Annotated in this window: 23 protein-coding genes; 13 read left to right on the top strand and 10 right to left on the bottom strand. The window is 70.2% G+C overall.

Annotated features, from left to right (window positions below):
* Nucleotides 1-117: 117 nt before the first annotated feature.
* Nucleotides 118-2163: a SpoIIE family protein phosphatase gene (locus AB0I66_RS07885; protein ID WP_363206889.1), complete on the top strand. Its 2046-nt coding sequence runs from the start codon at nucleotides 118-120 to the stop codon at nucleotides 2161-2163.
* Nucleotides 2164-2285: 122 nt separating this feature from the next.
* Here AB0I66_RS07885 and AB0I66_RS07880 read toward each other — a convergent pair whose 3' ends face one another.
* From AB0I66_RS07880 to AB0I66_RS07865, 4 genes are all read right to left on the bottom strand, one after another.
* Nucleotides 2286-3809, bottom strand: a complete 1524-nt coding sequence (locus tag AB0I66_RS07880; RefSeq protein ID WP_363206888.1) for a catalase — start codon at nucleotides 3807-3809, stop codon at nucleotides 2286-2288.
* A 192-nt stretch (nucleotides 3810-4001) separates the two neighbouring features.
* Nucleotides 4002-5732 (bottom strand): thiamine pyrophosphate-dependent enzyme, encoded by a 1731-nt coding sequence (locus tag AB0I66_RS07875; RefSeq protein ID WP_363206887.1) that lies wholly within the window; start codon nucleotides 5730-5732, stop codon nucleotides 4002-4004.
* Between the two features lie 55 nt (nucleotides 5733-5787).
* Entirely contained in the window at nucleotides 5788-7383 is a 1596-nt protein-coding gene (locus AB0I66_RS07870) for an FMN-binding glutamate synthase family protein (protein WP_363206886.1), read from the bottom strand.
* A 20-nt stretch (nucleotides 7384-7403) separates the two neighbouring features.
* On the bottom strand, nucleotides 7404-8273 hold the full coding sequence (locus AB0I66_RS07865) for an alpha/beta hydrolase (protein WP_363206885.1): 870 nt from the start codon (nucleotides 8271-8273) through the stop codon (nucleotides 7404-7406).
* A 79-nt stretch (nucleotides 8274-8352) separates the two neighbouring features.
* Here AB0I66_RS07865 and AB0I66_RS07860 point away from each other — a divergent pair, with 79 nt between their 5' ends.
* The 3 genes from AB0I66_RS07860 to AB0I66_RS07850 all read left to right on the top strand — a co-directional run bounded on the left by AB0I66_RS07860 (nucleotide 8353) and on the right by AB0I66_RS07850 (nucleotide 10713).
* Nucleotides 8353-9009: a sigma-70 family RNA polymerase sigma factor gene (locus AB0I66_RS07860; protein WP_363206884.1), complete on the top strand. Its 657-nt coding sequence runs from the start codon at nucleotides 8353-8355 to the stop codon at nucleotides 9007-9009.
* A gap of 107 nt (nucleotides 9010-9116) precedes the next feature.
* Entirely contained in the window at nucleotides 9117-9620 is a 504-nt protein-coding gene (locus AB0I66_RS07855) for a cupin domain-containing protein (protein ID WP_363206883.1), read from the top strand.
* Between the two features lie 7 nt (nucleotides 9621-9627).
* Nucleotides 9628-10713 (top strand): barstar family protein, encoded by a 1086-nt coding sequence (locus tag AB0I66_RS07850; protein WP_363206882.1) that lies wholly within the window; start codon nucleotides 9628-9630, stop codon nucleotides 10711-10713.
* Between the two features lie 30 nt (nucleotides 10714-10743).
* On the opposite strand, the gene AB0I66_RS07845 is transcribed toward AB0I66_RS07850, so the two are convergent.
* Complete coding sequence (locus tag AB0I66_RS07845) at nucleotides 10744-13362, bottom strand: tetratricopeptide repeat protein (protein ID WP_363206881.1); 2619 nt, start codon at nucleotides 13360-13362, stop codon at nucleotides 10744-10746.
* Between the two features lie 124 nt (nucleotides 13363-13486).
* Here AB0I66_RS07845 and AB0I66_RS07840 point away from each other — a divergent pair, with 124 nt between their 5' ends.
* From AB0I66_RS07840 to AB0I66_RS07830, 3 genes are all read left to right on the top strand, one after another.
* Complete coding sequence (locus tag AB0I66_RS07840; RefSeq protein WP_363206880.1) at nucleotides 13487-14116, top strand: hypothetical protein; 630 nt, start codon at nucleotides 13487-13489, stop codon at nucleotides 14114-14116.
* Nucleotides 14117-14526: 410 nt separating this feature from the next.
* A complete protein-coding gene (locus AB0I66_RS07835; RefSeq protein WP_363206879.1) occupies nucleotides 14527-16575 on the top strand; it encodes an RICIN domain-containing protein in 2049 nt (682 codons plus the stop codon).
* Nucleotides 16576-16662: 87 nt separating this feature from the next.
* Nucleotides 16663-17784, top strand: coding sequence for a hypothetical protein (locus AB0I66_RS07830; RefSeq protein WP_363206878.1), 1122 nt, complete (start codon nucleotides 16663-16665; stop codon nucleotides 17782-17784).
* Here AB0I66_RS07830 and AB0I66_RS07825 read toward each other — a convergent pair.
* Nucleotides 17778-18293 carry a hypothetical protein gene (locus AB0I66_RS07825; RefSeq protein ID WP_363206877.1) on the bottom strand — a complete coding sequence of 172 codons (516 nt, stop codon included), beginning with the start codon at nucleotides 18291-18293 and terminating at the stop codon, nucleotides 17778-17780. The genes AB0I66_RS07830 and AB0I66_RS07825 overlap by 7 nt on opposite strands.
* A gap of 126 nt (nucleotides 18294-18419) precedes the next feature.
* Here AB0I66_RS07825 and AB0I66_RS07820 point away from each other — a divergent pair, with 126 nt between their 5' ends.
* Nucleotides 18420-18974 carry a GNAT family N-acetyltransferase gene (locus tag AB0I66_RS07820; protein ID WP_363206876.1) on the top strand — a complete coding sequence of 185 codons (555 nt, stop codon included), beginning with the start codon at nucleotides 18420-18422 and terminating at the stop codon, nucleotides 18972-18974.
* A gap of 25 nt (nucleotides 18975-18999) precedes the next feature.
* Here the strand turns inward: AB0I66_RS07820 and AB0I66_RS07815 are convergent, their stop codons facing one another.
* Nucleotides 19000-19818, bottom strand: coding sequence for an SMI1/KNR4 family protein (locus AB0I66_RS07815; RefSeq protein WP_363206875.1), 819 nt, complete (start codon nucleotides 19816-19818; stop codon nucleotides 19000-19002).
* Between the two features lie 167 nt (nucleotides 19819-19985).
* Between AB0I66_RS07815 and AB0I66_RS07810 the strand changes: the two genes are divergently transcribed.
* The 3 genes from AB0I66_RS07810 (at nucleotide 19986) to AB0I66_RS07800 (ending at nucleotide 23108) form a co-directional block, all read left to right on the top strand.
* Nucleotides 19986-20960 carry an SDR family NAD(P)-dependent oxidoreductase gene (locus tag AB0I66_RS07810; RefSeq protein WP_363207834.1) on the top strand — a complete coding sequence of 325 codons (975 nt, stop codon included), beginning with the start codon at nucleotides 19986-19988 and terminating at the stop codon, nucleotides 20958-20960.
* 91 nt (nucleotides 20961-21051) lie between these two features.
* Nucleotides 21052-22197 carry a galactonate dehydratase gene (gene dgoD / locus AB0I66_RS07805; RefSeq protein ID WP_363206874.1) on the top strand — a complete coding sequence of 382 codons (1146 nt, stop codon included), beginning with the start codon at nucleotides 21052-21054 and terminating at the stop codon, nucleotides 22195-22197.
* A 68-nt stretch (nucleotides 22198-22265) separates the two neighbouring features.
* Entirely contained in the window at nucleotides 22266-23108 is an 843-nt protein-coding gene (locus AB0I66_RS07800; protein ID WP_363206873.1) for a helix-turn-helix domain-containing protein, read from the top strand.
* Nucleotides 23109-23135: 27 nt separating this feature from the next.
* Here the strand turns inward: AB0I66_RS07800 and AB0I66_RS07795 are convergent, their stop codons facing one another.
* Complete coding sequence (locus AB0I66_RS07795; RefSeq protein WP_363206872.1) at nucleotides 23136-23588, bottom strand: Lrp/AsnC family transcriptional regulator; 453 nt, start codon at nucleotides 23586-23588, stop codon at nucleotides 23136-23138.
* A 111-nt stretch (nucleotides 23589-23699) separates the two neighbouring features.
* On the opposite strand from AB0I66_RS07795, the gene AB0I66_RS07790 reads away from it, so the two are divergent.
* Entirely contained in the window at nucleotides 23700-24320 is a 621-nt protein-coding gene (locus tag AB0I66_RS07790; RefSeq protein WP_363206871.1) for a LysE family transporter, read from the top strand.
* 8 nt (nucleotides 24321-24328) lie between these two features.
* On the opposite strand, the gene AB0I66_RS07785 is transcribed toward AB0I66_RS07790, so the two are convergent.
* Nucleotides 24329-24931 (bottom strand): GNAT family protein, encoded by a 603-nt coding sequence (locus tag AB0I66_RS07785; RefSeq protein ID WP_363206870.1) that lies wholly within the window; start codon nucleotides 24929-24931, stop codon nucleotides 24329-24331.
* A 95-nt stretch (nucleotides 24932-25026) separates the two neighbouring features.
* Between AB0I66_RS07785 and AB0I66_RS07780 the strand changes: the two genes are divergently transcribed.
* Nucleotides 25027-25632, top strand: a complete 606-nt coding sequence (locus AB0I66_RS07780; RefSeq protein ID WP_363206869.1) for a TetR family transcriptional regulator C-terminal domain-containing protein — start codon at nucleotides 25027-25029, stop codon at nucleotides 25630-25632.
* A gap of 494 nt (nucleotides 25633-26126) precedes the next feature.
* Here the strand turns inward: AB0I66_RS07780 and AB0I66_RS07775 are convergent, their stop codons facing one another.
* Nucleotides 26127-26696 carry a GNAT family N-acetyltransferase gene (locus AB0I66_RS07775; RefSeq protein WP_363206868.1) on the bottom strand — a complete coding sequence of 190 codons (570 nt, stop codon included), beginning with the start codon at nucleotides 26694-26696 and terminating at the stop codon, nucleotides 26127-26129.
* Nucleotides 26697-26734: the final 38 nt, after the last annotated feature.

Raw genomic sequence — 26734 nt, 5'->3', positions numbered from 1 at the left:
TACCCCGTTACCCGGAGAGATCACCGGAAGGTTGATCTCCACTTTCGGGAGGTCGCCGGCGCCGCGCGCCCGGGGCGCGTGGCGCTTATGGTGACCGAGCGGCATACGGAGACAGCCATGACCTCAGCCAAGAAGTCACACTTCGATCCGGAACAGTTCCTGCACCTGACCGGCATGGGCAGTTTCGACTGGGACCTGGACAGCGGTGAGCTCGGACTCGACGCCGGTGCGCTCGTGCTGCTCGACCTGCGGCCCGACGAGTTCCACGGTGCGGTGACTTCCCTGCAGGGGCGCGTGCCTCCCGAGGAGATGGTGCGGATCACCTTCGCCGTCACGGAGGCGACCGCCGCGGGGAAGGACCTCTACGGGGTCTACTTCCGCGTCCGCCACCGCGACGGCTCCCTGCACCTCAGTCACGCCCGTGGACGCATCCTGCGCAACGACGCGGGCCGGGCCGTGCGCGTCCTCGGCGTCCTGCGGACGGCCGCGGACGACGGGTCCCAGCTCGCCGCCACCGACCCCAGGGAGGAGCGCCGTCAGGGTGTCGCCCTGATGGTCCAGGGCACCACGCAGGCCCTCTCCCGGGCCGTGACGGTCGACGACGTGGTGGCCGTGCTCTCCGGCGCGAGCGGCCTCGACCGGTTCGCCGCCGACGGGCTGGTCCTCGGCCTGGTCGACGGGGAGAACCTGAAGATGATCGCCCTGGTGGGCCAGACGATGCAGGCCCTCGACGAGCTCAAGCTGCACAAGGTCGACGAGTCGCTGCCGCTGGCCGAGGCCGTCCTGACCCGGCAGCCCCGCTTCGTGGGTTCCCTGCCCGACCTCGGGCGCCGCTTCACCCGCCTCAGGCCCTACATCGAGGACATGAAGCTCGACTCGGCGGCGTTCCTGCCCCTGGTGGCGCAGGACCGGGCCATCGGCGGACTCGCCCTCTTCTACCGCGGCCGCAAGGACTTCACCGACGCGGACCGCAACCTCTGCATCGGTCTCTCCGGCATCGTCGCCCAGTCGCTGCAGCGCGCCATGCTGTTCGACGAGGAACGGGACCTCGCCAAGAGCCTGCAGGCCACGATGCTGCCGCGCGGGGTCCCCGACGTCGCCGACTCCGAGGTCGCCGTGCGCTATCACGCCGCCTGGGGCGGCCGCGACGTCGGAGGCGATTTCTACGACGTCATCACCCTGCCCCGCGGGCGCATCGGCGTGGTCGTGGGCGACGTACAGGGACACGACACCCACGCCGCGGCCATCATGGGGCAGCTCCGCATCGCCCTGCGGGCCTTCGCGGGGGAGGGGCACCCGCCCGCCACGGTGCTCTCGCGCGCCTCACGCTTCCTGGCCGAACTGGACACCGAGCGCTTCGCCACCTGCACCTATGCCCAGTTCGACCCCGCCACCGGCATCGTGCGCGCCGTGCGGGCCGGGCATCTGCCGCCTCTGGTGCGGCACGTCGACGGCCGCGTGGGCGTGCCCCGCGTCCGTGGCGGGCTGCCGCTGGGCCTTGCCACCGAGTTCGGCATGGAGGACTACCCCGAGGTGCGGCTCGACCTCGTGCCCGGCGAGACGATGGTCCTGTGCACGGACGGGCTCGTGGAGGACGCCGGTCTCGATCTCGACACCGGGATGCAGAACCTCGCCGAGGTGCTGTCCGCCGGCCCCGAGGGCGCGGAGGACCTCGCGGACCATCTCTCCCGCGCGCTGTGGAAGCGCTGGGGCAGCAGCGACGACGTGGCGCTCCTGGTCCTGCGCCGGCTCCCCGACCCCGGGACCCTCCAGGAGCCGCGCATCCACCGGTACGTCCACCAGGCCGACCCGGAAGGGCTCGCAGACGCGCGTGCGGCGCTGCGGGAACACCTCGCGTCGTGGGGCCTCGGCGCGGTCGCTGACGATGTCGAGGTGGCGGCGGGTGAACTCCTCGTCAACGCCCTGGTGCACACCGACGGGGGCGCCATCCTCACCCTGGAGGTGCTCACGGGGCCGCCCCGCCGCGTGCGCCTGTGGGTGAAGGACCGCTCCAGCACCCGGCCCCACATGAGGTCCCCGGTGGAGACCGCCACCTCCGGGCGCGGCCTGCTCCTGGTGGAGGCGGTCGCCACGCGCTGGGGCATCGAGCCGCGGGGCGAGGGCAAGGCGGTCTGGTGCGAGTTCGCGGTGCCGCCGGACTGACCGCATGCCGCCGCGCTGAACGCATGCGAAGGCCGGTCTCGCATGCGAAGGCCCGTCGGCCGCTGCCCCCCACGGGCAGCGGCCGACGGGCCGGTCGTACACAGTGGCTCAGGCCTTGTCGCTCAGGCCTTGTCCTGCATGCTGCTGCGCGCCGGGTTGGCCTGCTCGGCGGCCTTGGGGTCCTTCTCGCTCGCCTTGGCCCGCACACCCTGCTCGATGCGCTCACCGATCGACTTGTCGATGTTCGACCAGTACTCGAAGGCCCTGACCAGGACGGGTTCGGTCACGCCGTTGAGCAGGTGTCCCACCACGTTGTCCACGAGGCGGTCGCGCTCCTCGTCGTTGAGGACCTCGCGCACCATCGTGCCCGGCTGGCCCCAGTCGTCGTCCTCGGCGTGGTCGACGTAGGCGGCGCGGGTGATGTCACCGTCGGCGTGCCAGCTGGGCGGGGAGCCGTAGCGCGCCGTGTCGGCCGCCGGGCCGCCCTTGGAGTTCGGCGCGTAGACCGGATCCTCCGTGTTGCGGATGGCCATGGCGCCGTCCTTGGAGTACGTGTGGACGGGCACGATCGGGGCGTTGACCGGCACCTGCTGGTAGTTGCCGCCGATGCGGTGGCGGTGTGCGTCGGCGTAGGAGAACAGCCGCGCGAGGAGCATGCGGTCGGGGCTCGGGCCGATGCCGGGGACCAGGTTGTTCGGCTGGAAGGCCGCCTGCTCGATCTGGGCGTGGTTGTCCGTGGGGTTGCGGTCCAGCGTCATCTTGCCGACCTCGATCAGCGGGTAGTCGCCGTGCGGCCACACCTTGGTCAGGTCGAACGGGTTGAAGCGGTACGTCGCCGCGTCCTCGTACGGCATGACCTGCACGTACAGCGTCCAGCTGGGGTACTCGCCGTCCCGGATGTGCTCGAAGAGATCACGGGTGTGATAGTCCGTGTCGGCGGCGGCCATCTGGTCGCCCTCGTGCTGCGTGAAGTTCTCGACGCCCTGGTCGGTCTTGAAGTGGTACTTCACCCAGCTGCGCTTGCCCTCCGCGTTGATCCACATGTACGTGTGCGAGGTGTAGCCGTTCATGTGGCGCCAGCTGCGCGGGATGCCCCGGTCACCCATCAGCCAGGTGACCTGGTGGGCCGACTCGGGGGAGAGGGTCCAGAAGTCCCACTGCATGTCGTGGTCGCGCAGGTTGTTGTCAGCCCTGCGTTTCTGGGACCGGATGAAGTGCTGGAACTTCATCGGGTCCTTCACGAAGAAGACCGGGGTGTTGTTCCCCACCATGTCGTAGTTGCCCTCGGTGGTGTAGAACTTCACCGCGAATCCGCGCGGGTCACGCCAGGTGTCCGGGCTCCCGCGCTCGCCGGCGACGGTGGAGAAGCGGATCACCAGGTCCGTACGGGTGCCCGGCTGGAAGAGGGCGGCCTTCGTGTAGGCGCTGACGTCTCCGGTGGTCTCGAAGAAGCCGAAGGCGCCGCTGCCCTTGGCGTGCGGCTGCCGCTCAGGAATCCGCTCCCGGTTGAACTGCGCCATCTGTTCGATCAGATAGGAGTCCTGCAGGAGGATCGGCCCACCGGCGCCGACGGTGAGCGAGTGCTCATCGCTTTCGACCGGCGCGCCGGCGTCGTTGGTTGTCGCCTTACCTGTGACGTCGCTCATGAGGTACGCATGCCTTTCGGTGGGTGGCGGATTCGGCGGCGTGCTCGCGTCGAGTCCATCTTGCGGCTTTTCATCCGATGTAGCCATATTTTCGTTTGTGCTCGTGCGCGTGGATCTTTCACCGGACAGGGACCGAGTGCCCGACTTGGCGCCGCCGATACGTGGCGAATGCTTCCGTTTTCCCGCTGCGTCTCAGTGGCCGCCGGGGCTGGTGAGGTTCTCGCGGATCTTGGCGATGGCGAATCCCCAGCCCTGCTGGATCGTCGGCTTGCCCGGCACGGCGATCTCCTCGGGGTTGGTGAGGACGTCCAGGAGGACGGGGCCCGGCGTCGCGAAGGCCTTGCCGACCCCCTCGGCGAGGTCCTCGGGCCGGGTCACCCGGATGCCGGTGATGCCGAGGGCCTCTGCGACCGCGGCGAAGTCCGGGTTGTCGAGTTCGGTGCCGAACTCCGCGAGACCGGCCTGTTCCTGCTCCAGCTTGACCATCCCGAGCCGCTGGTTGTCGAAGACGACGAGCTTCACCGGCAGCTGCCGGCTGCGGATGGTCATGAGGTCGCCCAGGAGCATCCCGAGACCGCCGTCGCCGCAGAAGGCGACGACCTGCCGCCCGGGGTCGAGGAGCTGCGCGCCGATCGCCTGCGGCATCGCGTTGGCCATCGACCCGAGGTTGTACGAGCCGAGCAGGCGGCGGGAGCCGCGCATCTCGACGAAGCGCGAGAGCCACACGGTGGCCATCCCCGTGTCCGAGGTGAACACGGCGTCGTCGGCCGCCAGCGCGTCCACCGCCGAGGCCAGCGCTTCCGGGCGTACCAGGTGATCCCGGTTGTCGAGGGCCGAGCGCATCTTGCCGACGAGACCGTGGTCGTGGCCGGGGGTGGCAAGGCGCTGCTGACCCTCCTGCCACTTGGTGAACTTCTCCCGCGCCTCGTCCAGGTGCTTGCGCTCGGGGCGCCGTTCGAGGCGCTCCAGCAGCCCGCGCACGGTGGGGCCGACGTCGGCGGCCAGGGCCACGTCGACCGGAACGCGCCGGCCGATGTGCTCGGCGATCCGGTCGACCTGCACGACCTTCTTGCCCTGGGGATACCAGTCCCGGTACGGGAAGTCGGTGCCGAGCAGCAGCAGGGTGTCGGCGTGGTCCATGGCGTGCGCGGCGGCCGGGTTGCCGATCAGCCCGGTCTGGCCGACCTGGTAGGGGTTGTCGCCCTCGAAGCCCTCCTTGGCCTTGAGCGTGAGCACCATGGGCGCCGCAAGCCGCTCCGCGAGGGCCAGGACGTCCTCGCGGGCACCGCGCGCCCCGCGGCCGACCAGCATGGTCACCTTGCCGCCGTCGGAGAGCGCGGCGGCCGCGTCGTCGAGGACCGGGTCGTCGGGCCGGTTGGCGGACTCCGCGACGGAGAGCCGGACCGGCCGGTCCGCCGGCAGCTCCAGGTCACCGATGTCGCCGGGCACCGTAAGGACGGCGACACCGCGGCGCCCGATCGCGTTGCGTACGGCTATCTCCAGGAGGCCCGGCATCTGCTCGGGGGAGGTGACGGTGGCGCGGAAGACGGCGACGTCACGGAAGAGAAGGTCGTTGTCGACCTCCTGGAAGTAGTCGGTGCCGACCTCCGAGAGGGGCACCTGACCTGCGATGGCCAGCACCGGGGTGCCGCTCTTGGCGGCGTCGTAGAGCCCGTTGAGCAGATGTACGGAGCCCGGGCCCACGGTGCCCATGCAGACCCCGAGGGTGTCGGTGAGCTGGGACTGGGCGCCGGCGGCGAAAGCGGCGGCCTCCTCGTGTCGGCAGCCCACCCATTCGACGGACTCGCTGGCGCGGATGGCGTCGGTGAAGGGGTTCAGGGCATCGCCCACCACACCGAAGACATGGCGCACCCCGAGTTCTTCCAGGGCGTCGATCGTCACGCGGGCAACTGTGCGGGACATCAGGTCTTCCTCTCGATACGGCAATCAGGGGGGGAGCAGGGGTGGGGTGCGGCGGTCAGTCCGGCTGTCGGACGGCGAAGCTGTCCGGATCCGCCGCCCGCCAGTCGGCGGCCCAGCTCGCGGGCGGTGCGGTGAGCAGTTCGCCGGGGTACAGCCACTCGTACAGCTCGGCGTAGGACCGGAAATCGCCGTGATCCTCGCGGCGGCGCAGGAGGTGCGGGCCGAGGCCCGACGCGTCACGGACGCCCATCGCGGCCATGATCTGCAGCGCGCTCTGCACGGTGGCCCGCTGATAGCGCGTGACGCGCGCGGCCTTGTCCACCACGTCGAGGGCGCGGGCTCGGCGCGGGTCCTGGGTGGTGACGCCGGTCGGACAGCGGTTGGTGTGGCAGCGCTGGGCCTGTATGCAGCCGACGGCGAACATCATCGCGCGGGCCGCGTTGGTGTAGTCGGCGCCCAGGAGGAGGCACTTGACGATGTCGGAGCCCGTCGCCACCTTGCCGCTGGCGCCGAGGCGGATCTTGTCCCGCAGGCCCGCGCCCGTCAGGGCGCTGTGCACGGTGAACAGCCCCTCCCGCAGCGGCATGCCGAGATGGTCGGCGAACTCCAGCGGCGCCGCTCCCGTGCCACCTTCCGCGCCGTCCACGACGATGAAGTCCGGGGTGACGCCTTCCTCGACCATGGCCTTGCACACGGCGAGGAACTGGTTCCGCGAACCGGGACACAGCTTGAAGCCCACCGGCTTGCCGCGCGTCAGCTCCCGCATCCGGGCGAGGAAGTGGACGAGTTCACGAGGGGTGGAGAAGACGCGGTGGTACGGCGGCGAGACCACGGTCCTGCCTTCGGGAACGCCCCGGACCGAGGCGATCTCGGCGTTGACCTTGCTGCCGGGCAGGACGCCGCCGATCCCCGGCTTCGCACCCTGCGACAGCTTCAGCGACACGCAGCGCACGGAGGGGTGGGCGGCCTTCTCGGCGAACTGCCGCGGGTCGAAGTTCCCGTCACGGGTGCGGCAGCCGAAGTAGCCGGTGCCTATCTCCCAGACGAGGTCACCGCCGGGCCGCAGGTGGTGGGAGGAGAGGCCGCCCTCGCCGGTGTCGTGGGCGAAACCACCGCGCGCGGCACCCGTGTTCAGTGCCACGACGGCGTTGGAGGAGAGCGAGCCGAAGCTCATCGCCGAGACGTTGAGGAGCGCCATGTCGTACGGCTGGGTGCAGTCGGGGCCGCCGATCCGGACGCGGGGCGGCTCGACGGGCACGGCCACCGGTGCCATGGACGGCACGAGGAACTCATAGCCGCGGGCGTCCATGTCGCGCTCGCTGCCGAACGGTTCCTCGGCGGCGACGCCCTTGGCCCGCTCGTAGACGATGCTGCGGGTGTCGCGGTCGTAGGGCCTGCCGTCGTAGTTGCGTTCCACGAAGTACTGCTGCAGCTCCGGGCGCAGTGTCTCCATGAGGAACCGCAGATGGCCGAGCACGGGGTAGTTGCGCAGCACGGAGTGCCGCCGCTGCACCAGGTCGTACACACCGGTCAGTGCCACGCCCAGGAGTGGCACCGCGGCGATCCACCACCAGGGGGACTCCAGGAGGGCGAGCAGCACACCGCCCACTGCGCAGACCATCAGCAGGCCCACTGTCACGAAACGCGTCATGCACGTCGTGTGACCTGATTTCAGCTGGTCACACGTTCCTCGTGATCCAAGAACGCTGCCGTGGCCGCCACGAATCGCTCGGCGTCGTCGAGCCAGGGATAGTGTCCGGCCGCCGGCTGCACCACGAAACTCGCGTCGCGGAACAGTGCCGCGAACTCGGCCACCGCCCGTGGTGGGCTGTTCATGTCGAACTCTCCGGTGAGCAGCAACACCGGCATCTCACGGCCCGCGAGCCCCGCACGCGTGGCCTCCGCGTCGAAGGCGCCCTCCGCCGCGAACCCGGCGGCGGCCTCCTTGTTGTCCGGCTGACTTGTGGCGTAGTGGTGCCGGGCGGCGGCGTCCCATCTGCCGTAGAAGAAGGGGCTGATGGCCTCCCAGTCGGTGCCGGTGCCCGCGGTGATCGCCTCCAGTGCGGCGAGCGCCGGGGCGAACCACGGCTCGTCCTTCCGTGACAGCGCGAGCTCACGTCGCATCGCGCCGGGGACGTCGATGCCGACGGCTCGGGTGCCGGGGCCGATCAGGGCGAGCCTGCGGACGTGGTGGGGGTGGCGGGCCACGTACTGCGTGGCGACGTTCGCGCCGCCGGAGTGGCCGAGCAGGTCCATCGTGTGAAGCCCGAGGTGACGGCGGAGGGCCTCGACGTCATCGACCAGACGGTCACAGCGGTAGGAGGAGGGGTCCTCGGGGATGGCGGACCGGCCGGTGCCGCGACTGTCCATGACGATGAGGCGCCGGTGCGCGGACAGGCCGCCGAGATCGCCGAGATAGCGGGAGTCCGCGGGGCCGCCGGGGACGCACACGAGGGGGACGCCATCGTGTACGCCTTCGCGGATGTCTCCGTGTACGCGGTAGGCGAGCTGGGTTCCGTCAGGTGCGGTGTAGGTGGGCATGGGTGGGATCCTGGCATGACATAACCAGGTTATACAACCCAGTTATGCTGATGTGCGTGCCGAGCTGTATAACCGAGGCATGGCAGGTGGAGAGGACGCGCATGAGGGCACCCATGGGGGCACGCACGAGGGCATTCGCGAGGGCTTTCGCGAGAGCGCCGGTGCGCTGACCGAGGAGCAGGCCGAGCGAATGCTCGCCGGGATGAACGAGGTCATCCGCGCGGGCGAGGAGATGCGAAAGCTCCGCGCCGAGATGATCAAACTGTTCGTCGATCTCGGCTGGACGCAGGACAAGATCGCGGAGCTGGCGGACATGAGTCAGCCCGCCGTGTCCAAACAGGTGGCGAAACACAAGGCGGGCGACCGGCCGCCGCCGATGGAGCTCCACCTCGACCAGCGGGATCCGCCATGGCTCGAAGGGCGCCTGTGGGGCCTTGCCGAGATGGTCTCGGAGGCCCTGGGTGAGGCCGCCCACTGCACACGTCACGTGAATGCCCTCGGCCGCGGGAGGAAGCGCTTCACGCCCCAGAGCGTCGACGAGCTGCGGCGGCTCCTCGAAGAGGACTTGAGGCGGCATCAGGCCCAACTGCCGCGCACCCACCGGGAAACGTACGACGCGATCGCTCGCCGGCTCGACATCCCCGAGGGCGTCACCGCGGGCGTCACCGTCACGGGATCAGCCTCTGTGCGCCGAGCTCTCGCCCACGCGATCCAACGCGACCAGCTCGGAAATTGACCCCTCTTCTCGGCTCTGAATTGCACTCCTCCGAAGGTCTTTCGGCTCCATAGAGTGGTGATCACAACGACGCGGAAGAGCGCCGCAGAACCGAGGGGAACACCACCATGAACAGCAAGAACGCCGACTTCGCCGCCGTCCTCACCCGCGCATCGGAGGCCGAGACCAGCGCCGACCCGAGCAGCGTCATGACCCTGCTGGCCGACACGGACGGACCGGGCGGCGGCTTCACCACCTACCGCTCCACCTTCACCGAAGGAGCCGTCGGCGCCCCCGCGCACTTCCACACCAAGGCCACGGAGCTCTTTTTCGTGATCAGCGGCTCCCTCCAGGTCCTGGTGGGGGAGGAGATCACCGTCCTGCAGGCGGGCGACTTCCTCGCCGTTCCCCCGCACACCCCGCACGCATTCGCCGCGGCCCCGGGCTGCGAGGCGGACGTCCTCTTCGTCTTCACCCCGGGCATGGCCCGCTTCGACTACCTGCGCCTGCTCGGCAGCGTGATGCGCGGCGAGACCGACCCGAAGAAGATCGCGGAGTCCTCGGAGCGCTACGACAACCACTACGTGGACAGCCCCGTCTGGCGCGAGGCGCTCGCCGCCGCTCGGGCATGATTCCAACGTGCATGAGGACGAGGAATCCCGCGGGTACGGGCGATACACGCTGACGGAGACGGAGCACGACCGCGCCTGGGGCGTGTGCGCCGCTGTGGACGGTCTCTTCGGGGAGCCCTTGCGCGGGACGTACGAACTGTTCGGCTGGATCCCCGAGGGCGTCGAGGTGCGGGGCTGGCTCGGCGCCAGGGTGTGGTTGGTGCCCGAGGACCGGACACTCGATCCCTGGCTGCTGGAGGACGCGGAGAGCCTGGGGACACCGCAGGGCACGGACAGCCTCGTACTGACGGGCCTGGACGACTACGAGGGCCCACCCGAGGGATACCGGGGCTCCGTCCGCGTGCACGACGGGTCCCGGTGGCTGGGTTCCTGCCGTGAGTTCGCCCTGGTCCTGCCCCCCGAGCAACCGGCGCCCCCACTCGTCCTGCGGGGACTCGCGCAGAGTGCGCAGCTGCGGGCGGCACTGGCGAAGGGCACCCGGCGGGCGCTCGATCTCGAAGAAGCTGCCCTGGAAATACGTGACGACCAGGGGGAGTTGCTTGCCGAGCGACTGCTGTGGACCGAGGTCAGAGCCTGGCGTCCCTCCTCCCTCGGCCCGGACCTGATCGACCTGGAACTCGACGCGGAGCACTTCACGGCCGAGCCCGAGTACGTCCGGCGCATCTGGGAGCAGTGGTACGCGGGGCCCCCGGAGACTCCGGGCACCTGGACCGCGCTGGACACCCGCCACCGAGGTGCCTGGCTCGACCTCGTCCGGGAGCGAGGCTGCCGACGCACCCACCCCGCCGGACCTACCGGTCACGCCTACGAACTGGACGGCGGACACATCACCGACGAACCGGGCCTCTACCTGGCGCTCGGCGAGGCGGTGAACGGTCCCGGCGGCTACTTCGGCGGCTGCCTCGCGGCCCTCGACGACTGCCTGCGCGGCGCCTTCGGGTACACGGCCCCCGCGACGCTGCTCTGGCGGAACGCCGAGACGGCCCGCGCACACCTGTCACGTTCCCTGACACCGGACGGCCGCCGCTACGACCTGTTCGCTGAGGTGCTCGATGTCTTGGCGAAGGGCGGCATGCGGGTCACGCTGGCGTAAGTGGCAGACGCGCGGGCCTGTACGCACACCTCAGGGCGTCCCCAAGGCATCCCGCAGTTTTCTCAGGACGGGCGCCAGCCTCCCGGGACTGACCGGCACCGCCCGCTGAAGATCCGCCAGGTCGTCCAGCGCCTCCACGATCTGGTGCGGCGAGGGGTCGTACGACAAGAAGACCCGCAGTTGCTCCTCGGCACGGTCCCAGTCGGGCAGCGCGCACCACAGCACCAGGAGATTGCTGCGCGGCAGGTCGGCGAAGTCGGGGGCACTGCGCACGTCGGCCTGGTAAATGTCCGTCGCGCGTTGCCACATGACTGCTTCGCCAGGCGCTCCGGAGAGCCGCATGGCCAGGGCCTTCTGGTAGGGGAACCAGCCGCAGCCGGGGCGGAGCTCCATGGCGCGGTCGAAGTCCGCGAGAGCTTCCGCGTACCGGCCCAGGGCTCGGTAGGTCTCGCCGCGCCAAGAGAGTGGCCAAGGATCCTCTGGCTCCAAGGCGAGGGCGTGGTCGAGGTCCGCGAGGGCGGATTCGAGGTGGCCGAGGGTGAGATGGACGTCCCCGCGGGCGCCATAGGCCCGCGCCGCCTGCGGGTCGATGGTGATCGCGTCGGTGAGGTCTGTCAGCGCCTTGTCGTGGTGACCCATGCGATGGTGGAGCAAGCCGCGGAACTCCAGGGCCCAGGTGTTGTGGCGATCGAGGCCCAAGGAGTGGTCAAGATCCGCGATGGCTTCTTCGTAGCGGCGCATGCGGAAGTAGACGGCGGCGCGGTTGATCCGGTGGGCCGGGGAGCGCGGAGCGAGCCGGACGGCATGGCTGTGGTCCGCCAGCGCAGCTTCGTACTGACACATTTCCCGGTGCGTGTATCCCCGGCCGGCATAGGCCCGGGGGAGATCCGGGTCCAGGGTCAGTGCTGCCGTGTAGTCGGCGAGCGCCTGGCTGTACAGGCCGTCGCGGCGGTACAACCAGCCACGCAGCATGTGGGCGAGGGTCCGTCCCGCCGTGTCTAGACCCGGCGTGGTCAGCAGGAAGGTCAGCGCCTCCGCGTCGCCGGAATCCTGTCCGGCGAAGTCCAGCAGGTGCTGCCCGGTGCGGACGAGGTCGCCGGTTTCGCCGGAGCCGTTGCTGTCCGTTCCCGCCTGGACGAGTAACTGGCCCCAGCGGCGCAGGGATTCGGTGGTGTGTCCGCACGCGAGGACAGCGTCGCGCAGCGCTTCGGACAGTGCGCCGCGTTCTTGCGCGCAGAGCCGGTGGTACGTCTCGTCGAGCCGGTGATCCCGCCAGGCGCTGTCGTTCCAGTAGCCGTCGGACGACAGCCTCTCCTCCTGTTCGCGGCGCCATGTGCGGAAGACCGAGGCGAGGTGCGCATGGCTGCGGCGCCATTGCACGGGGGAGCGGGAGCGCTGAAATCGCAGCATGGGGGTGCGGATCACGTCGTGGTAGCGGTGGCGTCCCGCCTGGCCGGTGAGGAAGGGGAGCCCGCGCAGCCATCCGAAACCGTCGGCGTCAGAGGCGGGCGCGAGCGCCCGGTAGATGTCCTCGTCGACGCGCAGGGGAAGCGCGCAGGCAAGGATCGTGTCCCGGCGGGCCTGATTCGTCTCCCACTTGAGGAAGCGCTCGACGGCCGTGTCGGACGGGTCGCCGACCGCGTCCACCTGCTGCGGGCGACTCCTGGCGAGAGCGTCGAGAAGCACCGGGAGCCGGCCGGACAGGCGCAGGACCACGTCCACCACGTGTGCGTCGGTCACACCGCGGGCGGTGAGCAGTGCACGCGCCTCGTCCTCGGAGAACGGCTTGAGCGCGACCTCGGTGACCAGGTCGAGGCTGTCGCCCCAGCACGCGGAGTTCAGGGGCCCCTGTCCCGCAAGCGCCGCCTGCACATTGACCGGCACCGCCCCGTACGCCTCGCTGACCAGCATGTCCCGCAGCCAGACATCCAGCAGTGGCGCCGTACGTTCATAGGTGTCGAAGAACAGCGCCACCCATGGTCGGCGTTTTGCTGCATCGCCCAGATCGGCGAGGAACTGCGGTGTCAGCGTCTTGAGCGGTGACAGCACCAGCTGTACGTCCTCGTGGCTGCGCAGTCGTGAACTGAGCGCCGTACGCGCCCGGTCGAGGCCGGAGGCGACGTGTTCCGGGCGGACCGCACCGCTGAACGCGCCGATCCCCGGCACGAGGCTGAGTCCGGCCACGCCGATCTGCGCCGCGAACGTGCTGGAGGGGGAAGGGTCTGCCTGGTGCGAGGGCTCCGGCCCGCCGGCTCCTTCGCAGATCAGTTGTTCCGTGAACGCGGCGTCGGCCTCGTGACACTTCTGCCGATAGGCGGACAGGAGCTTGTCGAACTGCTTCAACGGGCAGCCCTGTCGCCCCAGTTGCTCGCTGACCGCCGCCATGGTCTCGACCGCGCTGTGTACGTCGTCCCCGACAACGGCGGTCACGGCTCCCTCTTCGCGCGCCGTCGCCTCCCACTGTCTGATGAGCGTCGACTTGCCCACCCCGGCGAGACCGTGCACGTGGAAGAGGAACTGATAGGTGTCGGCACCGGTTCCTTGCGCCAGGTTCTCCCGGAACACCGCCAGCTCACGCAGCCGCCCGACGAAACCACCGCCGCGCCGTCGCCGGATCAGTTCCTGCCTCGACACAGGCCCCTCGGTCATCGCGGTCTCCTCCCCACCTGCCCTACAGCATGTCGGATCGTGTGCCGTCGCGGGCATCAACGGCCGGGCCGGGCAGAAGGAAAAGGGCAGGCGTACGCGGACGCCGGTGCGGGAGACTGGGGCCGTGCTGATCATGGATGCCGTGCTGGAGACCTACGAGGCCAGAGGCTTCACGCTGTGGCCCATCTCCGATCCCGCCGACGACCGGCTCCTGCGCCTGTCCGGTGATCTGTCGCCACGTCAGGTCGGCACGGCCATGGCGGTGCTGACGGGATACAACAACAGGCCGCGCAGGCGCAGCGAACGTCACACCACGGACAGCCTCGCGCAGGTGAACCGGCTGTTGACCGCCGAGTGCGTGGTCGCGCCCGGTGGACTGCGGGTCAGGGACACCGACAGCGGCGTCACGGTGCTGCCCGGTTGCTGCTTCGGGCTGGAGAACTGGCGTGACTGGCAGGTTCTGTTGGAGGGGGAAGACGAGCCGTGGCTGGGCCATGATCCCGGGCCGCGTGCCGAGCACGTGGGCGCGACCGTCCGGCTGTGGCCTGACGCGGCCCGTCAGGAGGGGCGGCCCATCGAGATCCCCCGGGACCAGTTGCGGGATCTCCTGAGATCTGTCCAGGACGACCTCACCGGTTTCCTGAAGTGCGTTGAACGGTGGGCTTCTTGCGGCTTCGCGCCTGTGGCGGGCGCCTTGGTCGCGACCCTCGACGAGGGCTTCGCCGTATCCGCTCAGCTGGATGATTCGCCGTAGACTTCGAAAACAGGTGCGAGTACCGCAGGTAACGCCGAGGTTCCTCTCTCTTCCCGAATGGAAGTCCCTCGAACTTCTTGTTTCCCGCGAGTCGGCTGTGCCAAGGTGAGCTTCCTCGCGCGCTGAGGCAAAGATCAGGATCGCCTTTCTCGTCCGGGTTTCTCGTTCGGGATTCGTGCCGCCGACCCAAAAGGTCTTCAGCCGGCCGTATTCAGGCGGTCCCGCGGTTTGTCGATCTGTTTTCCCGCCCCGGTGAGCCTTAGGTATGCACCAATCAGACGCACCATTGCGGTGGGTGTGTTTTCCGTGTGCCGTCTCTCGGCTCGGAAGGAAAAGGTTCTGTGCAATCCCCTCACCCCCCACGTCCGACCCACGCCCCTCATCCCGGTGTGACCCCCGAAGAATCAGACATGAATCTCGCCGCCCGACTGCGCGGCCGGTCGGAGGGTGAGTCCGACCAACCCGTCGCGCTGCTGCTCGCACGGCACTGGCAGGCCACGTACGACTACGCGGCCATCTGCCTGGCCGCCTGGTCGAGTTCGGCCTCCATGGTGGCCACCGCGTCCTTCCACCAGATGCTCGAACACCTGGCGAGCACCGAGCCGGGCGGCGCCCTGCGGCCGTACCTCCTGGTGACCGTCAGGGAGACGGTCAGGGGGTGGACCGTCGACGAGCGCATATCCACCCTCATGCCGGAACTCCGCAAACCGACCGGTGGGCGCGGCATGCGGGCGGCGACCGCCATGACACCCGAAAAGCGGCGACTCGCCGCGCGCTCCTTCTGGGACCTTCCCGCGGACGCCCAATGTCTGCTGTGGCACACGGCGGTAGAGGCCGAGCACATATCCATACCCGCAGGTATGTCGGGCTTGGGTCCCGATCCCGCGGCCGACGCACTCGCGCAGGCGCGTGAACAATTCCGGGCAGGCATCGTCCGCGGTCACCGCGAACTCGCACCGACCAAGGAATGCCCCCTTTACAACCGAATCCTCGATGTCACGATTCGGCGCGGCGGCACGTTGCTGCCCGATGCGCAGCACCACTTGTCGGAGTGCCGCCACTGTCGCGACGTGACCGACCAACTCGTCCATGTGGACAACGAGTTGGGGACTTTGCTTGCCGAAGCGGTACTTGGCTGGGGCGCACGTCGCTACTTGGAATCGCGCCCGGGGCGCGGAGGCGTGGTGAAGCGCGGCGCGGGAGCCCCCGCGCAGGGCGGCAGGCGCGCGGGCGGCGGCGGACGCCACCGTCCGTCGTCACCCAACCCCTCGGCGGGCGGCCCGCTCGCGCAGGCGCGGGCACACTCCAGGGCGCTGCGCACCGGAGCGGCCCTGGGATCAGCTGCCCTGCTCGCGACCGTGCTCGTCATCGCCCTCACGTCGGGCGACGGCGACGGCGACGGCGACGGCGGCGAGGCGATGCCCCCGACCGGCATGACCGGAAGTCATGACACCCAACCGAGCGCGGGGCCCGAGACGCCGCCCACCGGGGCTCCCACACCCACGTCAGCGGGATACCCCGACAGGTCAGACCAGGGCAGGCTCCGCAATGCCGCGGCGGATCTGTGCGTCGACATCCGGGGGAAGACGAAGCCCGGCGCCGAGACGAAGCTGGCGAAGTGCTCTTCCGCGGCGGACCAGCAGTGGTCGTACGACAAGAACGGGCTGCTGAGCACCCTCGCCCGCCCCGACCTCTGCCTCGACTCCCACCGGGACGACGGCGTGCTCGTCCTCGGCGCATGTGTCGCACCCTCGGCCGCGCACGCCGACGAGGTGCGCTACGACCTCACCGTGCTGGGGGAGTTGCTGCCCCGGTGGCACGAACGGCTGGCGGTCACGCCCGCCTCCGCGCGCAAGGGCGCGGAAGTCGTGGTCAAGGTGCGCGACGGCTCTCCGGAACAGCGATGGATGCTCGACTCGTCGTCGGCGGACCCGAAATCCCGCTCGATCAAGGGCGGGGGCGAGCCGTCCGCGAAGGGCGGGGAGGGTGAGGAGGGCGAGGACGGCGAGGACGGCGAGGACGGCGAGGACGGCAGGGACGGCGAAGAGGGTGCGGAAGGCTCGGAGGGCGAGAAGAAGGTCAAGGGTGTCCGGGGTTCCAAGGGTGGCGGTGACGCGTCTCGTAAGAGTCGGAGCGGGCGTGGGGGCGGGGGCCAAGCCTGCACCGAGCCGACCTGCGAGCCGTCCTCGCCCCGTGAGCAGAAGCCGGGGCCGCCGATGGACGCCAGGGAGAGGGGGCACGGGGCGAAGGGCAAGCACCGCGGGCACTCAACTGACGCGCCCCGGCGCGGAGATGACGCGGATCAGTACGCGGAAGCTGGTTGCTGCGCCGCCGCCGCGAGGCCGCCGGTCGGACCGGGGCTTCCTCGGGGAAGCCTTGGTGAGGGCTTTGATGAGCGACCCGAATCCCCGGTAGGGCGAGATGAATTGACGGGTGGCGCACCGGCTTGGCCTCGCTAGCCAGTTGGTGTCAGTGGGGGGTGGTCTCCTCAGCCATGGGCGGGGGTGCCGGTTCAGCGAGGCCGCCGGATGCTTAGGGTCGTGCCCATGACGAGGACCACTCCGCCACGGCCGCTTGATGTCGAGGCGCTGTTCCCTGAGCTCGCCGCATACCGGGGAACCACGACCCGACTGCACCCGAGGCCGGGAAACCCCGACGTGTCGGCCAGCTCCGTGGGCGGCCCCCTGCTGTGGCCGGCGGAAGAGCCGTGGCCGGTGTGCACCGAGGCCCACCGTCGAAGGAGTGGCCGACGGCCCGCGGACATCCGCCGACGGCGCAAGATCCTGGCAGACGCGTGGGCCCGCGCACCCCATTCGGGCCCCACGGCAGCGGAACGGGAGCTCCTGGACGAGCTGAACCGGCGGCACCGGATCCCTGACATCGCCGACACCGACCCCCTGCCGTTGGTCGCGCTCGCGCAGCTGTACCGGCGCGACATCCCCGACCTGCCGGCCGGACCGGACGGCAGCGACCTGCTCCAAGTCTTCTGCTGCCCCTTCGACGCGCACGGCCCGACCCGCTACGGCATGCTGCTCCACCTCCGCTGGCGCAGGTCGGATGAGGTCGGCGAGGTGCTGGCCGAGCCGCCCCAGCCGCAAGTCGTCGGGGCCGACGGATATGTGCCCGAGCCCTGCGTGCTGCATCCGGAACAGGTGGTCACGTACCCCTTCGCGGGCCTCCTGCCCGAGGACCTGGGCGACAGGATCTACGCCCGCGAGGAGGCACTCGACGAAGAGGCCGACGAGGAGACCGACGAGGAGACCGACGAGGAGTGGGACTCGCCGTGGGAAGCGGACGAGCGTGAACGTACCGGGGAGAAGGGCGAGGACGAGCGCGCCGCGGAGAACGGCGGCGACAAGAAGGTCTACTACCAGTACGACCTGTCCATCCCACCCGGCTGGCGCGGCGGCGGCTTCGCCTCCTGGCACACCACCGACGCTTCCCCCATGGACTGCCTGACCTGCACCACACCCATGCGCCTGCTCCTCACTGTCGCCAGCTCCGAGTGGGACGGCGGCAGCGGCAGCTGGAAACCAACGGAGGAAGCAGACCTGCCCCCGCACCCGTTCGGCACCCCCACCAAGGTCATCGTGGGCCGCGCCGGCCAGCTCAACGTCTTCGCATGCCCCGCCGACCCCGGCCACCCGCATCGCTGGAGCATTCAGTAGGACACGTTCCACGCCTCGGGCAGATCGCTGTCGCAGAAGACGCAGACGAAGTCGTCCTCGCGCACGATGTTGTGCTCCTGGCAGCCGGGGCAGCGCCGGAACACCACCTCGTGCGTGAAGCGGGAGGGGCGGTCGAGCCCCGTGTGGTCGAGGGCCCGGGCGACCGCCTGCCAAGAGCTGCCGTCGGGGCAGTACCCGGTCGACTGGTTACTGACGTCGCCGACGGCCCACCGCCCCGCCTCGCGGATGAAGCCGATCTCACCCGCGCTCAGGACCATCTCGCCGCCCGCGCAGGCCACATGTTCGCTCCGTCGTGGCGCGAGCCGAAGCACGCCGTCCAGACCGACCACGAAGGTGAACGGCTCGGCCAGCTCCTTCGCAGGCTGCGCGGCCACCCACCTCTCGAAGTCAGCCGCCGAGCCGATCCGGCAACCGCCCCCGCCGGGCCGGACCGCGGCCTTCAGTTCGGCCGGACCCACGTATCGGTACACGGGTCCCTGCGAGCTCACCCCAGTCACCCTCCCCTCCCAATCACTCAGTGGCCAGTCTCGTACAGGGTGTTGCCCCCCCCTCGCGGGCGAGTCAAGCGGTCGTGGCCGTAGCGGTGCGCTTGGCGCCGGTGACAGACTGCACTGATGATCGACGATCTTCCTGATGGCCTGACGGCTCGACACCTTGCCGAGGACGACCACTCACAGGTGCTCGCGGTGCTGGACGTGTGGTGGGGCGGCATGAAGGGACCGGCGGGTGCGTTGGAGCGTTCGTTGCTCCTGCCCAGGCTGTACTTCCAGCACTTCACCACCACCAGCTTCGTGGTCGAACGTGGCGGTGCGCAGGCGGAGTCAGCCGACGGGGGACAGGTCGCGGCTTTCTTGGTCGGCTTCTTGTCTCAGACTCAACCCGACGCCGCCTACGTGCACTTCGTCGGCGTCGACCCGCGACTGCACGGGCAAGGCGTGGGGCGAGCCCTGTACCGGGCCTTCTTCGCTCTCGCCCGGTCACACGGCCGCCGGTACGTGCACTGCATCACCAGCCCGCAGAACTCCGCGTCGCAGGCTTTCCATGGCAGGCTCGGTTTCTCGGTCTCGGCCTTGAAGCCGGATTACGACGGCCCCGGCCTCGACCGGGTGGCGTTCACGCTTGACCTTGCCGAGCAGCGGGACCACCCCGAGGTCGAGGTCACCGAGTGATCCTCGCCTGGCCTCGTGCGCACGCCTACTCGTACCAGTTGTCTTCCCCGTCCGTGAGCGACCGCTTCAGGTAGTCCGTCAGATCCCGGGCGACCCAGCGGCGGCTGTCGTCCTCGTGCTGCCAGACGAAGATGTCGGCGCGCGCCGGCTTCCGCACGAACGCGAACTGATCGCCTCCGCCGTTGTCACCGAAGAAGAGGAGCGCGTCGAAGGGCATGTAGAGGTCGGCGAAAGAACTGTCCGACCAGAAGCGCAGATTGTCCTCGACGATCCGTTCCAGAGGCCAGACGGTGTCCGTGCCGTAGTGCCCCACGATGCCGTCGGTCTCCTGCAGCAGGCTCACGAGGTCCGCGGGCAGTGAGCTCCCCAGCCGCCGTTCCGCGGCGGCCACACCCACCGCGTCGACTGGCACGCTGAACCTGGCCTCCGCGAACGCTCGCTCCGCGACTTCTTTCCACGGGAATCCGTGACTCACCGAACACCGAACTCCGAACGCCCGCAGCACATAGCCGTCAAGGAGCTGACCGAACACCTGCGGCGAAAGGACTTCAGGGCCCTCGCACACCGGCTCCTCGTTCGTGTCGAGGGCCGCGATGAAGTCCACGTCAGCCCAGCCGCCCCGGTACAGGACCACGAGGAGTTCGGCGTCCTGGGGGCCGGTGACGTGGATGCCGACGGAGTCCGGGTCCCGTACCTCTGAGCGGCTCGTCTCCAGCCGTTGCGGCCAGGCCGCTGCCTCGTCCCGCCACGTGACCGGCCCGACGACGAGGCCTGCGGCAGTCCACTGTCGGCGGCGGGCACTGATCTGCGCGGCTGCCTGGTCGAGATCGATGAGTCGCTTCACCCAGTGATCGTCCAGCACGGGGCACGGCCTCGTCCACCGCCTTTCGTTCCGCGGTTGGGCCCGCGTAAGGCGGGGCCAGGGAGGGGTTAGGGAGAGGGTGTTGGCGGGGAGGTGCCTGATGTTGTTGTGACGTGTCTGCCGTGCGAGGGGCGGGAGTTGAGTTGCCTGTGGGCGCTGAGTCGTTGGGTGCGCGGGAGCCGGAGCCGGAGCCGGAGCCGGAGCCGGAGCCGGAACCGGAGCCGGAGCCGGAGCCGGAGTCGGAGCCGGAGTCGGAGCCGGAGCCAGGGGAGCCCTCGCAGTGGTCGGGCTCGGGCGGGGCGCCGCCCGAGCCCGGGGTACCCGTCCCCGTCCCCGCCTCGGACAGCGCGACCGGCGCGGCGGCGAGTCCCGGTCGGCGCTTCGTCGACCGTTGCGTCGTCGTCAGCGGAGGAGCTCACGGGATCGGCGCGGCGACCGCCCGGCGTCTCGCGGCCGAGGGGGCCGGGGTGGTCATCGCCGACGTGGACGTCGAGGAGGGGGAACGCACCGCACGGGCCATCCGCGAGAGCGGTGGACGTGCGGTCTTCGAGGCGTGTGATGTGGCGGACGAGGAGTCCTGGGCGCGCGCCGTGACGGTCGCCCGCACCCGCTTCGGCCCGGTTTCCGGCCTGCTCAGCAACGCCTACGCGGTGCGCGGAGGCGCTGCCGACGCGATCGAACCGGCGGACTGGAACCTGCAGTTGTCGGTCATGCTGACCGGCGCGTTCCTCGGCGTACGGGCCTGTCTGGACGACCTGCGTGCCACGCACGGCGCGATCGTCTTCGTCTCGTCCGTGCACGCCGTCATGGGCCTGCCCGGCCGGCCCGCCTACGCGGCGGCGAAGGCGGGCCTGACCGGACTCGCGCGCCAGCTGGCGGTGGAGTACGCGCCCGTCGTACGGGTCAACGCTCTTCTGCCGGGCCCCATCCTGACCCGGGCCTGGGACTCGATCGGCGCGGACGACCGGGCGCGCAGCATCGAGCAGACGCCCGCGGGCCGCCTCGGCCGCCCGGACGAGGTCGCGGCGAGCGCCGCGTTCCTGCTGAGCGATGAGGCGTCCTTCGTCACCGGGGCCAGCCTCGTGGTGGACGGCGGCTGGAGCGTGTACAAGACGTCCGCCTGACCCAACGCCCGCGCCACCCCACCCCCTCTGACCGTCATCTGCCGTGCCGTACAGGCGCACAAGCGCACTAGCGCACAAGGAGGTTCATCCGATGAAGATCACCCGGGTCGAGACGTTCGCGGTGCCGCCGCGCTGGCTGCTCTGCCGCGTGGAGACCGACGAGGGAGTGGTCGGGTGGGGTGAACCGGTGGTCGAGGGACGCGCGGCAACCGTCCGTACGGCTGTCGGCGAGTTGGCCGAACTGCTCATCGGCAAGGACCCCTCGGGCATCGAGGACCACTGGCAGGTGATGACGAAGGGGTCGTTCTACCGGGGCGGCCCGGTCCTCTCCAGTGCGGTTGCCGGGCTCGACCAGGCGCTGTGGGACATCGCGGGCAAGCGGCTCGGCGTACCCGCGCACGTCCTTCTTGGCGGTCCGGTCCGCGAGCGCGTACGGGCCTACAGCTGGGTGGGCGGGGACAGCCCCGCCCACATCACCGAGCAGGTGACGGCACAGGTCGAGGCGGGCTTCACCGCGGTGAAGATGAACGCGAGCGGGCGCATGAACCGTCTTGCCACCGTCGCCGACATCGACGAGATCGTCACCCGTGCCGCCGCGGCCCGCGAAGTCCTCGGCCCTCGCAGGGACTTCGCGTTGGACTTCCACGGCCGTTTCCACGCCGCGAACGCCCGTCAGTTGCTGCCGCACCTGGCCCCGCTCGCGCCGATGTTCGTCGAGGAACCACTCCTGCCCGAGTACGGGCACCTGCTGCCCGCCCTGGTCAACTCCTCACCCGTGCCGATCGCCACCGGCGAGCGCCTGTACTCGCGGCAGGACGTGCTGCCCGCCCTCCAGGCGGGCGTCGCGGTCCTGCAGCCCGACCTGTCCCACGCGGGCGGCATCTCCGAGGTCCGCCGCATCGCCTCCCTCGCCGAGACCTTCGACACTCTCATCGCCCCGCACTGTCCGCTGGGCCCCGTGGCGCTGGCCGCCAGCCTCCAGATCGCGGTCAGCGTCCCCAACTTCCTCATCCAGGAACAGTCGATCGGCATTCACTACAACAAGGGTGCCGATGTCCTCTCCTATCTCGCCGACACCGAGGTGTTCCGCTTCCATCAGGGGCACATCCTGCGCCCGACCGGGCCTGGGCTCGGCATCGAGATCGACGAGGCGGCGGTGCGGGCGGCCGACGACAGCGAGGCCGACTGGCACAACCCTATGTGGCGGCACGAGGACGGCTCGTTCGCCGAGTGGTGAGCGCGGCAGGAGAGGGAGGGGTCAAGGCGGCCGGGCCCTGCGGGAGTTGAGCCGGTACCTTGGACGGCGTGGACGTGGTTCTGCACGAGGGCGACCGCATGCGCGGGTGGGAAGTCGCTTTCCCGCGTCACGCGGCGCCGCTCGACGGCGTGCTGCTCGCCGGCTTTCGTGACCGGTCGGCGGGCGGCCTGGACATGCGGGTCATCCCGCAGCCCATCGTGACGGTGGTCGTCGAACTCGGGGACAACGCCCTGGCCGTCGAGAACAGGGGCGGCAGCCGGGCGTTGAGGAGTCTCGCCGCCGGTCTCGCGCCGGGGGAGACCCGCATCCGCGCCGAGCGCGTGGACTGCGTGGAGGTACACATGTCTCCGGTGAGCGCCTACTCGCTGCTCGGCGTCCCGCCCGCCGAGCTGGACGGTCGGGTCTTCGGCCTGGAGGAGCTGTGGGGGCGCCATGAGCCGCGCCTGCGCGAGCAGTTGACGTGCGCCGCCGAGTGGGACGACCGCTTCGCCCTGATGCACGCGTTCCTGGCACGCCGCCACGCGTCGGCGCCGTCGATGGACGGGGAGGTCATCGCCAGCTGGGAGCGCATCGTGTCCAGCCGGGGCCAGGTGCGGGTCGCTGACCTGGCGGCCTCGTGCGGGTGGAGCCGCAAGCGCCTGTGGTCGAGGTTCACCGCCCAGGTCGGCCTGACGCCCAAGCGCGCCGCGATGCTCGTACGCTTCGACCGCGCCGTCCGCGGCCTCGCGGCGGGCCGTGACGCGGTCGAGGTCGCCGTGGCGTGTGGCTACGCCGACCAGTCCCACCTGCATCGCGACATCCTGGCGTTCGCCGGCTGCACACCGGGGGCGCTGGGACCGCCCGCGGACACCCGGCGGACGGGGGAACCTTCGTCAGGACGTGAGCCATGACCCCCACCGCGGAACCGTTGCCGGTGCTCACAGGGGCAGCGCGCGCTCGTTCACCACGTGCTTCATGACGAGCGTGGAGCTCAGGCGCTGCACGCCCGGCAAGGTGGCCAGCTTGTCGTCGTAGAGCCGCTGGAAGGCGGGCAGATCCCTGCTGACGATGCGTACGAGGTAGTCGGGATCCCCGAAGAGGCGCTCGGCCTGCAGGATCTCGGGGATCTCGGTGAGGGCGTGCTCGAAGGCGGAGACGGTGTCGCGGTCCTCCTGGCGCATGGTGACGAAGACCAGCGCCTCGAAGCTCAGACCGACGACGCCCGCGTCCAGGATCGCGCGGTATCCGCGGATGGCTCCGCTGCGTTCGAGTTCGCGCAGTCGGCGGTGGCAGGGGGAGAGGCTCAGCCGCACGCGGGCCGCCAGTTCCGTGACCGTCAGACGGCCGTCGTCCTGGAGCTCCGCAAGAATCTTCCTGTCCACATCATCCATGGGGAAGATTCTGCCACGGCACGCGTCTGACCTGGCAATACTTAGAAACACCTTTGGGCTCTTCGGAACTAATCTCCTACTCGGAACCTGTTTGAGAGGGAGAAGTACGTCGTGGCCGTCAGCTCCATCACCGCCTTCTGGGCGGTCTCAGTCCTGCTCATCCTCGTGCCGGGAGCGGACTGGGCCTATGCGATCAACGCCGGGCTACGCGATCGGTCCGTGGTCCCGGCCGTCGGCGGCCTGCTGCTCGGCTACCTCGCACTGACCGCCGTGGTCGCCGCCGGGGTGGCGGCGGTGGTGGCGAGTACGCCGTCCGTCCTCACCGCCCTGACCCTGCTGGGCGCCCTCTACTTGGTGTGGCTCGGTGCCACCACGTTGGCCCGGCCCGCCGTCGCCGGGACCGCGTCGGAGGAGGGGGACGGTGCGGCGGTCGGGGCCCGGGTGCTCAGGGGGGTGGGGATCAGCGGCCTCAACCCCAAGGCGCTGTTGCTCTTCCTGGCCCTGCTGCCGCAGTTCACCGCCCCGCACGGCAGCTGGCCGCTGGCGGCCCAGATCGGCACGCTCGGCCTGGTCCACACGGTCAGCTGCGCCGCGATCTATCTGAGCGTGGGCGTACTGGCCCGCACCATCCTGCGGGCGCGCCCCGCGGCCGCGCGTGCCGTCACCCGCGTCTCGGGCGCCGCCATGATCGTGATCGGCGTGCTCCTGATCGCGGAACGCCTGGCGGCCTGAGGCGCGCGTCAGGCCGCGCCCTGCTGAGTGGCCACGCCCTCGCCGACCCCACCGTCTTCTTCGCCCTCTTTGCCTCGCCACTCGTGCGCCAGCAGGGACCAGATCTCCATGTCGTGGCGGACGCCCTTGTAAAGCGACTGCTCGCGCAGCGTGCCGTCCAGGTGCATGCCCATGCGCTGGGCGACCGCCCGGCTGCGGGCGTTTCCGGCGCTGTTCCACCACTCGACGCGGCGCAAGCCGCGCTCGCCGAACGCGTACGAGATCAAGTGCCGGACCGCAGCGCTGATGAGGCCGTGACCTTCGCCCGCGGGCTCCGCCCACACGCCGATCTCGCAGGTGCCTGCCTTGGCGTCGAACTGCACGAACATCACGCCGCCGATCAGGACGCCGTCCCGCCAGATCCCATAGATCCGACCGGCGTCGGCGGCCTGCTTGTCCGCGTACTTCTGGAGGGTGGCGCGGGCGGATTCCAGGTCGGTGGAGCGCGAGGCCCAGGGGATCCACGGGTCGGTGTTGGCGCGGGCCCGGTCGATGTGGGCCAGGAACTCGGCGTCCTGCCAGGGCTCCAGCATGCGGAGCTCGGCATTCTCGGTCAGCGATATGGCGTACATGGCTGGTCCTATGCGGTTGTCCGGGCGGCCGCGCGCAGGCGTCGGGCCGACGCGACCAGGTACGTAACGAACGTTGGGTATGTACTCTAGCGGCTATGACGCCGCCGGCCCGTACCGACCATGACGCCCGCAGGACCGAGGTTTCCCAGGCGGTCTGGCGAGTGCTGGCCGCCCATGGCTTCGGCGGCCTCACCTTGCGTGCCGTCGCCGCGGAGATGGGGGCCACCACCGGCCTGCTCACGCACTATTTCCCCAGCAAGCGCGCGCTGCTGAGGCACGCCCTCGAGGTGCTCGACCGGCACTCGGCCGACCGCCCGCGCCCCGCGGCGGAGCGGGCCGGGGAGGCGTCCGGCATGGTGATGCTGCGGGCGACGCTGCTCGACATCCTCCCGCTGGACGCCGAAAGTGCCGCGAGCAACCGCATCTGGGTGGCCTCCTGGGACGTCGCGCTCGCCGACCCGGAGCTGGCCCAGGAGCACGCCGAGCGCTACCGCCGGGCGCGCGAACGGATGGCCGGGCACATCGCGCAAGCCCAGGAGTCGGGGGAACTGCCGCCAGGCGCAAGGCCCGAGGACACCGCCGCCGCGGCCCAGAGCTTCGTGCTGGGCCTGGTGGTCCAGGCACTGTTCGCTCCCCGGGAGTTTCCCGCGGAGCGGCAGATCGCCATGGTGGACGCATACTTGACGGGGATGTCCGGGTGACCTTTGGGCCCCGGCCCAAAGAGGCGCTGCGGGATGCGAGCGTGGTCGTCGCGGAGTTCCCGGGGCTCGCGGACCTGAGAGGCGAGCCGGTCCGCTTCGCCGTGCGGCACCACCTCCCACAGGTCACTCAACAGGGCACTCAACAGGGCACACCGCAGGGCACCTGGCTCATCGAGCTGGGCCTCCATCTACTGGGCGTCGCGCGTCCCGCCGACGTGCGCGCGCTTGCCGAAGGAATCCTTGACACCCTCGAACGAGGGTCGGGCGAACCGGACTTCACCCTCTACGACGACGGTTACGCGGAAGCGCAGATGACCGTCGGGTACGACGGCGACGAGCTGTACTTCACCGCCGGAGTCGCCTTCGACCCCGCGCGGGACTTCGTGGGCGGCTCCCCGAGCGATGAACCCCCTCTACCGCAACCCCTTCGGCACGGCGTATCTGGAGTTCCAGGAGGTGGCCCCGGCCGACCCAACCCTTCTGACGCGATGCGCCTACGCGCTGCTCGCGGCGCTGGACGCGGGTCCCGGCGGGGACAGGAACACGACGACGTCGGTGTCGGGACCCGGCAGAGGCTTCGGCTCGCGCCAGCCGAGGCGGCGGTAGAACGCGAGCGTCTCGTGGGCCTGATCCCACGTCAGCAACCAGGCCCGCCCGCCGGGAACGGCGGCGGGGGTGGTCAGCGCGGACAACAACTGCCGCCCCAGCCCCGTGCCACGAACAGCCGCTCGTACCCCCAGTTCGTCGATCTCGAAAGCTCCCACCAACAGCTCGTCCACACGATCGGCACCGAGCAGCCGCGTCACCTTGCCGTAGGCGCGGTCGGCGGGGAATGGGGCCTGCGTGATCCATCCGGTGACGAAGCCGTCGACCTCGCCGTCAGGTGACAGGGCGAGGGCGGCACGGAAACCCGGGCGTCGCGTGTCGGTCTCCAGACGCTCGCGGAACGCCTTCCCGGTGGCGGCGGGGTCCCTGTGCTCCCAAGGCGGGGCGGTGAAGACCTCGACGTAGGCGTCGGTGAGGCGGTCGGTGAGGGCGAGGACATCGGGGCCGAAGAGCTGCATGGTCGTCGAACGTAGTGGGTGCGGCAGGATGACGTCCC

Source organism: Streptomyces sp. NPDC050439 (assembly GCF_040655335.1).
GTDB lineage: Bacteria > Actinomycetota > Actinomycetes > Streptomycetales > Streptomycetaceae > Streptomyces.
This window is presented reverse-complemented; position numbering and strand designations above follow the sequence as displayed.

Bases quoted from the DNA above. Each gene is read 5' to 3' on its own strand.
- AB0I66_RS07885 (WP_363206889.1), top strand. From the start codon at position 118: ATGACCTCAGCCAAGAAGTCACACTTCGATCCGGAACAGTTCCTGCAC.
- AB0I66_RS07880 (WP_363206888.1), bottom strand. From the start codon at position 3,809: ATGAGCGACGTCACAGGTAAGGCGACAACCAACGACGCCGGCGCGCCG.
- AB0I66_RS07875 (WP_363206887.1), bottom strand. From the start codon at position 5,732: ATGTCCCGCACAGTTGCCCGCGTGACGATCGACGCCCTGGAAGAACTC.
- AB0I66_RS07870 (WP_363206886.1), bottom strand. From the start codon at position 7,383: ATGACGCGTTTCGTGACAGTGGGCCTGCTGATGGTCTGCGCAGTGGGC.
- AB0I66_RS07865 (WP_363206885.1), bottom strand. From the start codon at position 8,273: ATGCCCACCTACACCGCACCTGACGGAACCCAGCTCGCCTACCGCGTA.
- AB0I66_RS07860 (WP_363206884.1), top strand. From the start codon at position 8,353: ATGGCAGGTGGAGAGGACGCGCATGAGGGCACCCATGGGGGCACGCAC.
- AB0I66_RS07855 (WP_363206883.1), top strand. From the start codon at position 9,117: ATGAACAGCAAGAACGCCGACTTCGCCGCCGTCCTCACCCGCGCATCG.
- AB0I66_RS07845 (WP_363206881.1), bottom strand. From the start codon at position 13,362: ATGACCGAGGGGCCTGTGTCGAGGCAGGAACTGATCCGGCGACGGCGC.
- AB0I66_RS07835 (WP_363206879.1), top strand. From the start codon at position 14,527: ATGAATCTCGCCGCCCGACTGCGCGGCCGGTCGGAGGGTGAGTCCGAC.
- AB0I66_RS07830 (WP_363206878.1), top strand. From the start codon at position 16,663: ATGACGAGGACCACTCCGCCACGGCCGCTTGATGTCGAGGCGCTGTTC.
- AB0I66_RS07820 (WP_363206876.1), top strand. From the start codon at position 18,420: ATGATCGACGATCTTCCTGATGGCCTGACGGCTCGACACCTTGCCGAG.
- dgoD (WP_363206874.1), top strand. From the start codon at position 21,052: ATGAAGATCACCCGGGTCGAGACGTTCGCGGTGCCGCCGCGCTGGCTG.
- AB0I66_RS07795 (WP_363206872.1), bottom strand. From the start codon at position 23,588: ATGGATGATGTGGACAGGAAGATTCTTGCGGAGCTCCAGGACGACGGC.
- AB0I66_RS07785 (WP_363206870.1), bottom strand. From the start codon at position 24,931: ATGTACGCCATATCGCTGACCGAGAATGCCGAGCTCCGCATGCTGGAG.
- AB0I66_RS07780 (WP_363206869.1), top strand. From the start codon at position 25,027: ATGACGCCGCCGGCCCGTACCGACCATGACGCCCGCAGGACCGAGGTT.
- AB0I66_RS07775 (WP_363206868.1), bottom strand. From the start codon at position 26,696: ATGCAGCTCTTCGGCCCCGATGTCCTCGCCCTCACCGACCGCCTCACC.